The organism is Paenibacillus sp. FW101-FHT12H11, assembly GCF_058790355.1.
Map to the genome: position 1 here is coordinate 1 of NZ_JBYTCO010000022.1, position 13,226 is coordinate 13,226.

Below are 13,226 nucleotides of genomic sequence, written 5' to 3' on the forward strand. Positions count from 1 at the left end.
GTTAAGCCCTCCAGCGTCGATGGTACTTGAACCGCAGGGTTCTGGGAGAGTAGAACGTTGCCAAGCACAGAAGAAAAGCCTTTTTGAGAGAGATCTCAGAAAGGCTTTTTTGCATCTCTTACGACAATTCTAAGGTAAGATTCTCGAAAAGTGTCATAAGGGAAGTATAGGCCATTAATTGATTGGATTTGTGACTTTTGAGATCTTGAGTGGAACTACGGGGACTTATTTGACCTAAAAAGGCAGATTTTTAGCTAAAATAAATAAAATAACGGATCGTAGATTTCTTTAATCTGAGAATTTCTTGATTTTTCCAGAAATAGCGAAACGTAGCCCATCACTCCTACTCCCCAAAAAAAGGAACAGTCCCTGACGTTAAGCAGGGGTTTTTTTGTAAATACTGAGAGTAAGCTGTGAAAATGCTCAGTTTTCTTATATACGGCCAATGTTTAACGGCAGCACTTGTCAAAAAGAAAGGAAATGATTATAATCTAGTTAAGGTCAAAGAAAGTCAAAGTCAATCAAAGTCAATTTACTTCTAGCAGTCTGGGAGGATGAATTGATGCGTAACGTATCAGAAATTATTGAGCAGTATTTAAAGCATGTCCTTCAACAAAGCTCTGAAGGAGCCATCGAGATTCAACGAAACGATCTGGCCGATCAATTCCAGTGTGTGCCTTCCCAAATCAATTACGTGATTAGCACAAGGTTTACGCTGGAAAAGGGTTACCTCGTGGAGAGTAAGCGTGGCGGTGGCGGGTACATTCGTATCCAGAAGATTGAGCTTAAGAGCCATGGATCGATATTGGATCATATCTTTCGAACGATTCATACACACATAGATCAAGTCGCTTCTGAAGGACTCATTTACCAGCTGCTGGAGGGCCACTATATTTCAACACGAGAAGCCAATTTGATTCGGGCAGCGATATCCAGAGATGTGTTGACCTTCAAGCTCCCGCTGCGCGATGAAATTCGAGCTAGAATCCTTAAAGCGATGCTGATATCCTTGCTTAGCAGATGAGGAGGCATTTGAAATGATTTGTCAGGAATGCGGGAAACGACCGGCGACTCTTCATTTTACGAAGATTGTGAATGGAGACAAGAACGAGTTCCACATTTGTGAGAATTGCGCCCGCGAGAAGGGTGAAATGATTCCTGGTACATCTGGCGGGTTTTCGATTCATAATCTTTTATCAGGATTACTTGATTTCGACCCATCTTCTTTATCCGCCGCGAAGTCCCAAGCGATCCGTTGTGAGAATTGTGGGTTAACGTACTCGCAGTTTAGTAAATTAGGCCGTTTTGGATGCGGATCCTGTTATCAGAGCTTTTCGGAAAAGTTAGATCCTCTGTTCAAAAGAGTGCACGGGAACACCGTACATGTGGGGAAAGTCCCCAAACGAAGCGGTGGCATTATCCAATGCAAGCGGGAAATTGATACGCTGAAGAAGGATATGATGACCTGCATTGAAGCAGAAGAATTCGAACAAGCGGCGAAGATCAGGGACCAAATTCGCGAGATAGAGAAGAAAATTGCCGGATTGTGATTTTGTAAGGAAGGTGTGAATCCAGTGACACTACAGCGGTTTACAGGAGATGCATTGAGCGAATGGATGAAGGGAGAGGGACCGGAGTCGGATATCGTCATCAGCAGTCGAATCCGCATTGCACGTAACCTCAGAGACTACCCTTACCCGATGCTAGCTACCAATCAACAATCACAAGAAGTACTTGATCAGTTGTCCGGCGTGCTGGAGAATGATGAGCTGGAGACGATCAGTAATTTTTCGCTTATTCCGCTGTCTGACCTTAACGAGCTTGAGCGAATGGTACTTGTTGAGAAGCATTTAATTAGCCCTAACTTAGCTAACGAATCCAGAAATGGTGCTGTTATTTTAAGCGAAAATGAATCCATCAGCATTATGATCAATGAAGAGGATCATCTTCGCATACAATGTTTGTGCCCAGGCTTCCAAATCAAAGAAGTTTGGGACTTGGCGAACCAGATTGATGATATTTTTGAAACCCAGCTGGATTACGGCTATGATGAAAAGAGGGGCTACCTTACAAGCTGCCCTACGAACGTCGGAACCGGCATTCGCGCTTCGGTAATGATGCATTTGCCCGCTCTGGTGCTCAGCCAACAAATCAATCGGATTTTATCCGCTGTTACACAAGTTGGATTGACGGTTAGAGGATTATATGGGGAAGGCAGCGAAGCATTAGGTAATCTGTTCCAAATTTCGAATCAGATTACACTAGGTCAATCCGAAGACGAGATTATTGATAATTTACACAGTGTCGCAAGGCAAATTATTGAGCATGAGCGTGCTGCAAGGCATAAGCTGATGCAAGAGTCTAGAATGCGTATCATTGATCGCGTGAACCGCTCGCTTGGTATTTTGTCTTATGCAGGAATTATGGACTCTAAGGAGGCTGCGCAGCGCCTGTCGGACGTGCGATTAGGCATAGACTTGGGGATTATCAATAATGTTTCTTCTAATGTTTTGAATGAACTGCTGGTTATGACACAACCTGGCTTTCTACAGCAATTCGCTGGCGAGAAGCTGAATGCCGATGAGCGCGATATGCGCCGGGCCGAGCTGATTCGAGAGAAATTCGGCAGGATATAGTCAGTTAAGATTCATCCTTTAGGTTTTCCATAGATATACTACTTTTGGAGGTGTTCTCTATGATGTTTGGCAGATTTACAGAACGTGCGCAAAAGGTGCTTTCTTTGGCTCAAGAGGAAGCAGTTCGCTTAGGGCATAACAATATTGGTACTGAGCACATTTTGTTGGGTCTTATTCGTGAAGGGGAAGGTATTGCCGCGAAAGCACTGGTTGCTTTGGGCTTAGGTCTTGAAAAAATTCAAGATGAAGTCGAATCCCTAATCGGCAGAGGACAAGAGCAGCCTACCAACATTGCGTATACACCTAGAGCGAAAAAAGTCATTGAGTTGTCCATGGATGAGGCAAGAAAATTAGGTCACACGTATGTGGGGACTGAACATATTTTACTGGGGCTAATTCGTGAAGGCGAAGGCGTTGCTGCCAGAGTCCTTAACAATCTAGGCGTTTCTTTGAACAAGGCTCGTCAGCAAGTTCTTCAATTGCTAGGCAGCAGCGAGACTGTGTCTCCAAGCCACGGCAACACTCAGAATGTGAATACACCTACATTGGATGGTTTAGCGAGAGATCTGACCGCCTACGCCAAAGAAGGTCATTTGGATCCCGTTATCGGACGTAGCAAAGAAATCGAACGCGTGATTCAAGTATTGAGCCGTAGAACAAAAAATAATCCGGTGTTGATAGGTGAGCCAGGGGTTGGTAAAACGGCAATTGCTGAAGGCCTCGCTCAGAAAATCATTAATAACGAAATCCCGGAAACGTTGAAGGATAAAAGAGTAATGACACTCGATATGGGATCTGTGGTAGCAGGCACCAAATATCGTGGTGAATTTGAGGATCGCCTCAAAAAAATCATGGACGAAATTCGTCAAGCAGGTAACATCGTGCTCTTCATCGATGAGCTTCACACTTTGATCGGCGCTGGTGGTGCGGAAGGTGCGATTGATGCCTCCAACATTTTGAAGCCGGCTCTGGCGAGAGGCGAGCTGCAGTGCATCGGTGCTACGACGCTGGATGAGTACCGCAAATACATCGAAAAGGATGCCGCTCTGGAGCGCCGCTTCCAACCAATCACAGTGGATCAGCCGTCCCCAGAGGAAGCTATCCAAATTCTCTACGGACTGCGTGACCGCTACGAAGCTCACCACCGTGTGAAAATTACGGATGCCGCTATTCAAGAGGCTGTTAAGCTCTCTGATCGCTATATCACGGATCGTTTCTTGCCGGACAAAGCGATTGACTTGATTGATGAGGCTAGTTCCAAAGTAAGACTTCGCTCCTACACTATACCGCCTTCATTGAAACAGCTGGAGAACAAGCTGGAGGATATCCGCAAGGAGAAAGATGCCGCGGTTCAAAGCCAGGAGTTCGAGAAAGCAGCTGGGCTTCGCGACACCGAACAGAAGCTTCGTGAAGAGCTGGATACAACGAAAAACGACTGGAAAGAAAAACAAGGTCGTTTGGATACAGAAGTAACGCCGGATGATATCGCTCAAATCGTAGCAAGCTGGACAGGAATTCCTGTGAGCAAGCTGGCGGAAGAAGAAACAGATCGTCTGCTCAAAATGGAAGACATTCTCCATGAGCGTGTTATCGGACAGGAAGAAGCGGTAAAAGCCGTCAGCCGCGCGATTCGCCGTGCTAGAGCAGGCCTCAAAGATCCGAAGCGTCCAATGGGCTCCTTCATCTTCTTGGGACCTACGGGTGTGGGTAAAACCGAGTTAGCTCGTGCATTAGCTGAGTCTCTATTTGGAGACGACAACGCGGTAGTTCGGATCGACATGTCGGAATACATGGAGAAACACTCGACTTCTCGTTTGGTCGGAGCGCCTCCAGGGTATGTTGGCTATGAAGAAGGCGGCCAATTGACGGAGAAAGTTCGCCGCAAACCGTACTCGGTTGTCTTGCTCGATGAGATCGAGAAAGCACATCCGGAAGTTTTCAATATTCTTCTGCAAGTGCTGGAAGATGGCCGTCTGACGGATTCCAAAGGACGTACAGTCGATTTCCGCAATACACTGATCATCATGACGTCCAACGTAGGCGCGGATATGATTAAGAAAAACTCTTCACTAGGCTTTACTGCTGCTCTTGATGCTGGTAAAGACTACAGCAACATGAAAGATAAAGTGATGGGCGAGCTTAAGAAAAGTTTCCGTCCTGAGTTCCTTAACCGGATTGACGAAATCATCGTCTTCCACTCCTTGGATGAGAAACATATCGCTGAAATCGTTTCTCTGATGGCGGATGATCTTCGCAAACGCCTGAAAGAACAAGAGGTGGACTTCTTGTTGACAGACAAAGCCAAAGCCTTCCTGGCTAAAGAAGGATACGATCCGACTTACGGGGCAAGACCGCTTCGCAGAGCAATCCAGAAGCATATTGAGGACCGTCTGTCTGAGGAGCTTCTCAGAGGCAATATCGCGAAGGGCGACTCCTTAACGATTGATGAGAGTGAAGGCGAGCTGGTTGTCCGGAAGGGCGAAGGCGTAGCAGCTAAATAAAAGCAAGCAAAGAAGCATTTTGCTGCATCCGTTCCTGGGTGTGGCAAAATGCTTTTTATTTTCAGATGACCTTTCATGGACTTCGTAAAAATGGTAAACTTTATTGGTAAGGATAGCCAAATAATGAATTTAAAGATCTAAGGAGTCACTTACGTCATGAGTAAACAGAAGACGAAATTTTGCTGTCAAGAATGCGGGTATGAATCGCCAAAATGGATGGGCAAATGCCCAGGTTGCCAGTCTTGGAATACGATGGTGGAAGAAGTTGAAACGGTCGTACGTACAAAGGGGATGAATTCTTCTGCCCCTCGCACGAAAGAAAAACCTACCCCCATCATACATATAGAAAGTAGCCCGGAGCCTAGGGTTGTGACCAGCAACAAGGAATTGAATCGCGTCTTAGGCGGAGGTATTGTGCCTGGATCTTTAATTCTCGTAGGTGGGGATCCGGGAATCGGGAAATCAACGTTACTGCTCCAAACTTCTTTCGAGCTGACGCAAGCACATCAGAAGGTGCTTTATATATCGGGGGAAGAGTCCGTTAAACAGACGAAGCTTCGTGCGGATCGCTTGAATGCCTCATCTCCTCTGCTGTATGTTCTTTGTGAAACGAACCTTGAGCTTATTGAAGAAGCCATTCAAGAAATTGAACCCGATTTCCTGGTGATTGACTCTATCCAGACTGTCTTCCACCCTGCTATCACATCGGCCCCGGGCACCGTTTCGCAAGTTCGGGAATGCACGGGTCACTTTATGAGAATAGCTAAGGGGAAAGGGATTGCAACGGTCCTTGTCGGCCATGTGACGAAGGAAGGCGCCATTGCGGGACCTAGGATGCTGGAGCACATGGTTGATTGTGTTCTTTATTTCGAAGGAGAGCGTCACCATTCCTACCGCGTGCTCCGTGCAGTCAAGAATCGGTTCGGGTCTACGAATGAGATCGGGATTTTTGAGATGCAGGAAGTAGGACTTGTCGAAGTGAGCAACCCCTCTGAACTGTTCTTGTCCGAGAGACCGCTCGGTGTTGCCGGTTCCACCGTGGTTGCGAGTATGGAAGGAACGCGTCCGGTTTTGGTAGAGATTCAGGCGTTGGTTTCTTCGACGAATTTCCCATCCCCAAGAAGGATGGCGACTGGTGTCGATCACAACCGACTTTCTTTGATCATCGCCGTTTTAGAGAAACGCATGGGCATGTTCTTGCAGAATCAGGATGCTTACCTGAACGTGGCTGGCGGCGTCAAGCTTGATGAGCCTGCCGTTGATTTAGCCATTGCGATTAGTATCGCATCCAGCTTCCGGGATCATGCAACGAGACCTTTTGATGTCGTGTTCGGTGAGATCGGGTTGACCGGTGAAGTCCGTGGTGTGTCGCGGATTGATCAGCGGGTGAAGGAAGCGGAGAAACTAGGATTCCGCAGAGTCATTATGCCAGAGAAAAGTTTGAAGGGGTGGACGCATCCGCCCGGTATGGAGATTATTGGGGTGAACACGGTGTCGGAAGCATTGAAAGCGGCACTGGATTAGCTCTTGAATCATTCAACCTGCAAGCCTTCAGGAGGAAACTATGAGTAAAGAAGAGATAAAGCGAGACGTCATGAGCCAATTGCTGCAAATGGTAGCCCCTGGCACATCGTTCCGCGACGGTTTGGAGAATGTATTACGCGCCAAAACGGGCGGACTTATTGTTGTTGGATATAGCGCGGAAGTAAGAGAAATTGTCGACGGCGGCTTTTCAATCGATTGTGATTTTTCACCCAATTATTTATATGAGCTTGCCAAAATGGATGGAGCGATCATCCTCAGCGAAGATATCAAACGTATTCTCTATGCAAATACGCAATTAATCCCGGATTCCTCCATTTCTTCGTCGGAGACTGGAATCCGTCATCGGACTGCTGAACGTGTTGCGAAGCAAACCAATAAGCTGGTTGTTTCGATCTCGCAACGACGTAATGTCATCACCCTTTATCAAGGAAACTTGCGCTATGCGCTCAAAGATATAGGCGTTATCCTAACGAAAGCTAATCAAGCCATCCAAACGTTGGAACGGTACAAAGTGGTTTTGGATCAATCGCTGACGAACCTGAGTGCGTCGGAGTTTGAAGAGCTGGTTACGCTGCACGATGTCACCAATGTCATTGCACGATTTGAAATGGTGCTGCGCATCAAGGCGGAAATCAATCGCTATATTAACGAGTTGGGGAATGAAGGCCGCTTAATTAGCATGCAATTGGAAGAACTTGTTGGCAATGCGGAACTTGAAGCGCGTTTGCTCGTAAAAGATTATGTAAGGGAATTATCTGAAGACCGAGTCAAAGAAATGCAAGCTGGTTTGAAACGGTTATCTTCGGATGAGTTGCTGGAACCGCACCAAATCATTCGATTACTCGGCTATCCGCATACGAATTCAATAGTTGAAGAGCCGGTTTCCCCGCGTGGATTCAGGGTTCTTGGGAAAATACCGCGGCTTCCCTCGATCATTATTGCGAATCTTGTAGAGAAGTTTGGCTACCTGCCGCACATGATGATGGCAACGATTGAAGAACTGGATGAAGTTGATGGAATCGGTGAAGTGAGGGCGCGCGCTATTAAAGAGGGCCTCAAAAGAATTCAAGAACAAGTGTTCATTGACAGACATATTTAAAGTGGATACAATCATAAAGTATCTAATGTTGAGGTTTTATAAAGTCAAGTTTAGGGCATAGTAAATCCAGAGGTGGACAAAAACATATGTTAACGAAATCAATTCCCAGTCTTTTTACAGTAGGGAACTTATTCCTAGGTGTTCTGTCGATTATTCTTGCTTTCAGTGGTGAGCATGGAGTCGCAGCTGTACTTGTCATCGTTGCCATGCTGCTTGATGGTCTTGACGGCCGTGTAGCAAGGGCATTGAATGCACAAAGTGAATTTGGTAAAGAGCTAGACTCGCTGTCCGACGTTATTTCTTTCGGTGTAGCACCAGCTTTTATCATGTATGTAGTCGCTTTTAATGATCCGAGTGTGATCAGTCCGGCATTTGCCTGGATCGTCACGGCGATCTTCCCCATTTGTGGAGCGCTTCGTTTGGCTCGTTTCAACGTTGTTGCTGGTACACCTGGTTATTTCATCGGTTTGCCGATTCCGGCTGCTGGCGGTGTGCTTTGTACATTAGCGTTGTTCGTTAATGAAATTAACGTCTACGTGCTTTTGGTAAGTACGATCATGTTGTCATACTTGATGGTAAGTACTGTGAAGTACCCGAACTTCAAGAAAGCGGGTATTCCTAAAGCGGCCATCTGGATTACACCTGTTATCGTTGCCGTAGCTGTCCTGATTGCAATCAAATGGCCTGAGTCCATTTCCAAAATGATCTTCGTACCGCTCTTGTTGTACGCGCTTTATGGCTTAAAAAAAAACGTTGATGGCTTTTTCATCCGAATCCGCAGAAAGAACAAACGCCGCGGTGTAGATGATTCAAATTCCGTTAAGTCCGACGTTTAATCGGCAACTAGCAAAAATAAAAAGCATTTATTTTCTTCTGATGATCTCAGAGAAAATAAATGCTTTTTTGTTTGTTCATCTTCATGTTCATGACATGTTGAAGAGTCCTAGTGTTGTGCATTTCTTGGATTCATTCTCAACGACTTGTTCCAGGTTAACATCAAGGATGTTGCTTAGTGCGGACATATAGAACAAGTTCCTGCCCAATTCACTACTGACAACCTCGATGCATTGTTCACACAGGTGACCGGATACATGAGTGCCCAGCACATCCTTAGCCTCATTCAAAGTCATCTCTGGATGGTACTCTTGCTTCGCTGCGTTGACCTGAATACATCCACATTCTGTAATGGATTTCACCACGGAACGGTTAGCAGCTGCACCGGACTGTTGAAATTTGGATAAGACATCAAGCAGACTTCGGTGACGGAGCAATAATTCGGATACTTGATCTTGAAACTGCTTTAAAGTCAAGGAGCTCATTCCATCCACCTCGGGTGTGTTGGTAACTTCCAATTCCATTATAATGGAAGGCCCTTAATATTTCAATTTTACATCTGAAGAAGTGATTAACGATGGATAAATTGGAACATAATTGTAATGTAGCTTTATTAATATGTTGATGCAGGGGGTGAATCTATGATGAGGAAATGGGTACAGTTCATTTTGGCCATCATGGGTGCTAGTTTAGGATTTGGCTGGAGTGACGCCATCCTTCGAACGACAGGTTTCATGAATGAGTCAGGAAAAGCAATAGTCATCAATAGTTTATGCGCGGTAGTTATGTTCATTCTTTCAGCATGGGTGGCAGGCAAGGGGATGAAGCTGCTTGTCAAAGGGGAAAGAAACGTTGCGGACATTCCTGTGTCCGATCTGCTCTCAGGTACGTTAGGACTAGTTATTGGACTGCTTATTTCGGTATTGGTGTTCCCTATACTCGATCAGGTGAAGTGGGCAAGCCCTATTCTACCCTTCGTCGTCTCGGGGGTTCTAGCAGTTATGGGGTTTCGCATCGGTTACAGCAAGCGGGAAGAGCTGGTTCAGATTATTGCGATGAGCCGGGTAGTCGCTCCAGAGAAGCAGACACACCGTCCTTACGAGGAACATAAGATTCTCGATACAAGTGTCATTATTGACGGGCGCATTGCGGATATTTGCAAAACAGGTTTCATCGAAGGAACCCTCGTTATACCGGAGTTTGTTCTTGAAGAGCTGCAGCATATTGCGGACTCATCAGACTTGCTCAAGCGCAATCGCGGGCGGCGGGGACTTGATATTTTAAACAAAATTCAAAAGGAACTCGAAGTGAAGGTGCTGATTTATGAAGGCGATTTCGAAGAGATCTCCGAAGTAGACAGCAAGTTGGTTCGTCTGGCGAAGGTGCTGCAAGGCAAAGTGATCACGAACGATTTTAACCTGAATAAAGTCTGTGAATTGCAAGGTGTTTCCGTGCTGAATATCAACGATTTGGCGAATGCCGTGAAGCCTGTTGTTCTGCCTGGTGAAGAAATTATTGTTCAAGTCATTAAAGATGGCAAAGAGCATGGACAAGGTGTCGCTTATCTGGATGATGGCACGATGATTGTCGTGGAAGGCGGTCGTGAATTCATTGGCATGACGCTCGAAGTAATGGTGACTAGTGTGCTGCAAACATCGGCGGGCCGCATGATTTTCGCGAAACCGAAATTATTGGAAAAAGCTCAATAAAAACAGTATGATAGGGAGATGTAACATAACACTTACTAGTTGTTAGGAAAGCTTTCGAATAGAAAGCGCTCAGGTGGAGTTGGAGGGCTTAGGACTTATGGGGAAGCTAGGGGTTATCCTCGTGGCGGCGGGCAAGGGCTCGCGCATGGGAACGGCGGAAAGCAAACAATATTTACAACTGGGACAGAAGCCAATTCTGGTACATACGTTGCAATTATTTCAAAACATACATGAAGTGAATGAAATCATTTTAGTTGTAGGCGGAAATGACGTAGAGCGCTGTACAGGCTATGTGCAGAGCTATGCGCTTTCCAAGGTCACTCATGTGCTGGCAGGCGGGGCGGAGCGTCAGGACTCCGTTAGACGGGGTCTTGAAGCCCTTGAACAGGATACCGCTTGGGTACTCGTACATGACGGTGTTCGTCCTTTCGTCAAAGAAGAACACGTGTTCGATTGTCTGTCAAAGGCGAAAGAACAGGACGCAGCTGTGCTGGCGGTACCCGTGAAGGATACGATCAAAATCGTAGATTCTGAAAAGCGAATACAATCTACACCGGATAGACGAAGCTTGTGGGCCATCCAAACCCCGCAAGCTTTTCGGCTTTCTCTTTTACAGGAGGCGCACCAGCGTGCACTTCAGGAGGGCTTCCTAGGGACAGACGATGCTATGCTGGTAGAGCGTATAGGAACAACGGTGCATGTTGTTGAAGGGGACTATTACAATATCAAGATAACGACACCGGAAGATTTGCCATGGGCAGAATGGATACTACAGAACGTAAGGGGAGAGCAACAATGATTCGTGTAGGACAAGGATTTGATGTTCATCAGTTGGTGGAAGGCCGTAAATGCATTATTGGAGGCGTAACGATTCCTTATGAAAAGGGGCTGCTCGGCCACTCCGATGCGGATGTGCTCTTGCACGCGGTCAGCGATGCGATTCTAGGAGCTCTGGGCTTAGGAGATATCGGGAAGCACTTCCCGGATACGGCGGCGGAATTCAAAGATGCGGACAGTCTGGTCCTTTTGAAACACGTGTGGCAGCTTGCTAAAGATAGAGGATATCGTCTGGGGAACACAGATTCCACGATTATTGCCCAGAAGCCGAAGATGGCACCGTACATCCCGCAAATGGTTGAAATTATTGCCGATGCCCTAGAAGCGAAGCCGGAGCAAGTCAATGTGAAAGCTACTACGACGGAGCAGCTAGGCTTCACGGGCCGAGGCGAAGGGATTGCGGCGCAATCGGTTGTTTGTTTAATTCGAGATGTGCTAGAATAGCAGGTATTATTGGGGAGAGAGGGTATAGTCATGAACCAACCTTTACGTGTGCGCTATGCACCAAGTCCAACGGGACATTTACATATAGGCGGTGCTCGTACAGCACTTTTTGATTATTTATTGGCGCGTCGCCATGGCGGAGCATTCGTTGTGCGGTTTGAAGATACGGATCAAACCCGTCATAAAGAATCCGGCATCGAGGATCAATTGAATGGTCTAAGATGGCTTGGATTAGAGTGGGATGAGAGCGTGGATATCGGGGGGCCATACGGTCCTTATCGCCAGATGGAAAGACTTGATATTTATCAAACCCACCTTAACCAGCTTCTTCAAAGCGGCCATGCGTATCCTTGCTACTGTTCGGAAGCCGATCTAGAGCAGGAGCGGGCAGAGCAGGAAGCACGCGGCGAGATGGGCGGTTACTCCGGGAAGTGCCGTCACTTGACGCCTGAGCAAATTGGCGTATTTGAAGCGGAAGGCCGCAAGCCTTCGACGCGGTTTCTTGTGCCGGCAGACCGCATCATCGGTTTCGAAGACAAGGTTCGCGAGCATGTTGAGTTTGAATCCAATGGCATCGGCGATTTTATTATCGCGCGTCCTGACGGGATTCCGACGTATAACTTTGCTGTTATCGTAGATGACCACATGATGAAAATCAATTTGGTTATTCGCGGGGAAGAGCATCTGTCCAATACGCCTAGACAAATTCTGATGTACGAAGCTCTCGGTATGCCTGTTCCGGAGTTTGCGCACTTGGCGCTGATTCTTAACCAGGACCGGAAGAAGATGAGCAAACGGGATGAGTCCATTATCCAGTTCATCGAGCAGTATCGGGAGTTAGGTTATTTACCGGAAGCCGTTGTGAACTTTATCGCTCTGCTGGGATGGTCTCCTGGCGGCGAAGAAGAAATGTTTACGAAGGAAGAATTGATCGCCCAGTTTGACCTCGACCGTGTGTCGAAAAGTCCAGCTGTGTTTGATATGGATAAATTGAACTGGATGAACAACACCTATTTGAAAAAAGCTCCGCTCTCGCGTGTTGTTGAGCTGTGTGTACCCCACCTGCAAAAGGCCGGATACATCGAGCCGCAATTGGATGAAGCGGGCCAGGCGTGGGTGACGGCTCTAGTCGGCCTCAATCAAGAGAGAATGCGCTTCGCGGCGGAAATTGTCGAACTGTCGGGCATCTTCTTCAAGGAAGAGCTGGTTATCGACGAGGAAGCGGCAGCAGTTTTGAAAGAAGAGCATGTGCCTGTTGTATTGACTAGCTTCTTGGGGCAAGTCGAGCAAGCTGAGTCATTCACGGTAGAGGCGATCCCTACCTTGTTGAAGCAAGTTCAGAAGGATACGGGCTATAAAGGGAAGCAATTGTTTATGTCGATCCGTTCTGCGCTGACAGGACAAGTGCATGGACCTGACCTCAATGTGTCGCTTTACCTGCTTGGAAAAGAAAAAGTCGCTTCGCGTCTACGGAACTTGTTGTAATAGAGGGTTCTTTTCGCTATACTTAGTTCAATAAGGAATGCAATGATCAGGAGAGTACGATTATTTAGGGATTTATCAGAGAGGATAATCGAAGCCGTCAGGCTTTGGCTGTGAGTTATCCATTCCCTTTAACCGG

12 protein-coding genes are annotated in these 13,226 nt (G+C 46.8%); 11 read left to right on the plus strand and 1 reads right to left on the minus strand.

Translation table 11 applies throughout. The annotated features are described in order from the left end of the window. The first annotated feature begins 562 nt into the window (after positions 1-562). The 7 genes from AC3WTJ_RS37055 (at position 563) to pssA (ending at position 8,617) form a co-directional block, all read left to right on the plus strand. Entirely contained in the window at positions 563-1,024 is a 462-nt protein-coding gene (locus AC3WTJ_RS37055) for a CtsR family transcriptional regulator (protein ID WP_127457568.1), read from the plus strand. Positions 1,025-1,037: 13 nt separating this feature from the next. Then, on the plus strand, positions 1,038-1,550 hold the full coding sequence (gene mcsA / locus AC3WTJ_RS37060; protein ID WP_127457567.1) for a protein-arginine kinase activator protein McsA: 513 nt from the start codon (positions 1,038-1,040) through the stop codon (positions 1,548-1,550). A 66-nt stretch (positions 1,551-1,616) separates the two neighbouring features. Next, the gene (gene mcsB / locus AC3WTJ_RS37065) at positions 1,617-2,636 is read left to right on the plus strand and encodes a protein-arginine kinase McsB (protein ID WP_157326770.1); all 1,020 of its coding nucleotides are present in this window, start codon (positions 1,617-1,619) and stop codon (positions 2,634-2,636) included. A 59-nt stretch (positions 2,637-2,695) separates the two neighbouring features. Next, a complete protein-coding gene (gene clpC / locus AC3WTJ_RS37070) occupies positions 2,696-5,137 on the plus strand; it encodes an ATP-dependent protease ATP-binding subunit ClpC (RefSeq protein ID WP_157326763.1) in 2,442 nt (813 codons plus the stop codon). A gap of 156 nt (positions 5,138-5,293) precedes the next feature. After that, positions 5,294-6,661, plus strand: a complete 1,368-nt coding sequence (radA, locus tag AC3WTJ_RS37075) for a DNA repair protein RadA (RefSeq protein WP_157326762.1) — start codon at positions 5,294-5,296, stop codon at positions 6,659-6,661. Between the two features lie 40 nt (positions 6,662-6,701). Next, the gene (disA, locus tag AC3WTJ_RS37080) at positions 6,702-7,781 is read left to right on the plus strand and encodes a DNA integrity scanning diadenylate cyclase DisA (RefSeq protein ID WP_407869844.1); all 1,080 of its coding nucleotides are present in this window, start codon (positions 6,702-6,704) and stop codon (positions 7,779-7,781) included. 86 nt (positions 7,782-7,867) lie between these two features. After that, a complete protein-coding gene (gene pssA / locus AC3WTJ_RS37085; RefSeq protein ID WP_127457562.1) occupies positions 7,868-8,617 on the plus strand; it encodes a CDP-diacylglycerol--serine O-phosphatidyltransferase in 750 nt (249 codons plus the stop codon). An 87-nt stretch (positions 8,618-8,704) separates the two neighbouring features. Here pssA and AC3WTJ_RS37090 read toward each other — a convergent pair whose 3' ends face one another. Continuing rightward, positions 8,705-9,100: a DUF1573 domain-containing protein gene (locus tag AC3WTJ_RS37090; RefSeq protein ID WP_127457569.1), complete on the minus strand. Its 396-nt coding sequence runs from the start codon at positions 9,098-9,100 to the stop codon at positions 8,705-8,707. A 156-nt stretch (positions 9,101-9,256) separates the two neighbouring features. Between AC3WTJ_RS37090 and AC3WTJ_RS37095 the strand changes: the two genes are divergently transcribed. The 4 genes from AC3WTJ_RS37095 (at position 9,257) to gltX (ending at position 13,090) form a co-directional block, all read left to right on the plus strand. Further along, positions 9,257-10,324, plus strand: a complete 1,068-nt coding sequence (locus tag AC3WTJ_RS37095; protein WP_492526753.1) for a PIN/TRAM domain-containing protein — start codon at positions 9,257-9,259, stop codon at positions 10,322-10,324. A gap of 97 nt (positions 10,325-10,421) precedes the next feature. Then, complete coding sequence (ispD, locus tag AC3WTJ_RS37100) at positions 10,422-11,123, plus strand: 2-C-methyl-D-erythritol 4-phosphate cytidylyltransferase (RefSeq protein ID WP_492526755.1); 702 nt, start codon at positions 10,422-10,424, stop codon at positions 11,121-11,123. Then, positions 11,120-11,605, plus strand: coding sequence for a 2-C-methyl-D-erythritol 2,4-cyclodiphosphate synthase (ispF, locus tag AC3WTJ_RS37105; protein WP_157326760.1), 486 nt, complete (start codon positions 11,120-11,122; stop codon positions 11,603-11,605). The genes ispD and ispF overlap by 4 nt, the downstream gene beginning before the upstream one ends. Positions 11,606-11,635: 30 nt before the next feature. Continuing rightward, the gene (gltX, locus tag AC3WTJ_RS37110; protein WP_492526757.1) at positions 11,636-13,090 is read left to right on the plus strand and encodes a glutamate--tRNA ligase; all 1,455 of its coding nucleotides are present in this window, start codon (positions 11,636-11,638) and stop codon (positions 13,088-13,090) included. Positions 13,091-13,226: the final 136 nt, after the last annotated feature.

What these genes read in the sequence shown, in the direction of transcription:
- AC3WTJ_RS37055 (WP_127457568.1), top strand. Translation starts at nt 563, where the DNA reads ATGCGTAACGTATCAGAAATTATTGAGCAGTATTTAAAGCATGTCCTT.
- mcsA (WP_127457567.1), top strand. Translation starts at nt 1,038, where the DNA reads ATGATTTGTCAGGAATGCGGGAAACGACCGGCGACTCTTCATTTTACG.
- mcsB (WP_157326770.1), top strand. Translation starts at nt 1,617, where the DNA reads ATGAAGGGAGAGGGACCGGAGTCGGATATCGTCATCAGCAGTCGAATC.
- clpC (WP_157326763.1), top strand. Translation starts at nt 2,696, where the DNA reads ATGATGTTTGGCAGATTTACAGAACGTGCGCAAAAGGTGCTTTCTTTG.
- radA (WP_157326762.1), top strand. Translation starts at nt 5,294, where the DNA reads ATGAGTAAACAGAAGACGAAATTTTGCTGTCAAGAATGCGGGTATGAA.
- disA (WP_407869844.1), top strand. Translation starts at nt 6,702, where the DNA reads ATGAGTAAAGAAGAGATAAAGCGAGACGTCATGAGCCAATTGCTGCAA.
- pssA (WP_127457562.1), top strand. Translation starts at nt 7,868, where the DNA reads ATGTTAACGAAATCAATTCCCAGTCTTTTTACAGTAGGGAACTTATTC.
- AC3WTJ_RS37090 (WP_127457569.1), bottom strand. Translation starts at nt 9,100, where the DNA reads ATGAGCTCCTTGACTTTAAAGCAGTTTCAAGATCAAGTATCCGAATTA.
- AC3WTJ_RS37095 (WP_492526753.1), top strand. Translation starts at nt 9,257, where the DNA reads ATGATGAGGAAATGGGTACAGTTCATTTTGGCCATCATGGGTGCTAGT.
- ispD (WP_492526755.1), top strand. Translation starts at nt 10,422, where the DNA reads ATGGGGAAGCTAGGGGTTATCCTCGTGGCGGCGGGCAAGGGCTCGCGC.
- ispF (WP_157326760.1), top strand. Translation starts at nt 11,120, where the DNA reads ATGATTCGTGTAGGACAAGGATTTGATGTTCATCAGTTGGTGGAAGGC.
- gltX (WP_492526757.1), top strand. Translation starts at nt 11,636, where the DNA reads ATGAACCAACCTTTACGTGTGCGCTATGCACCAAGTCCAACGGGACAT.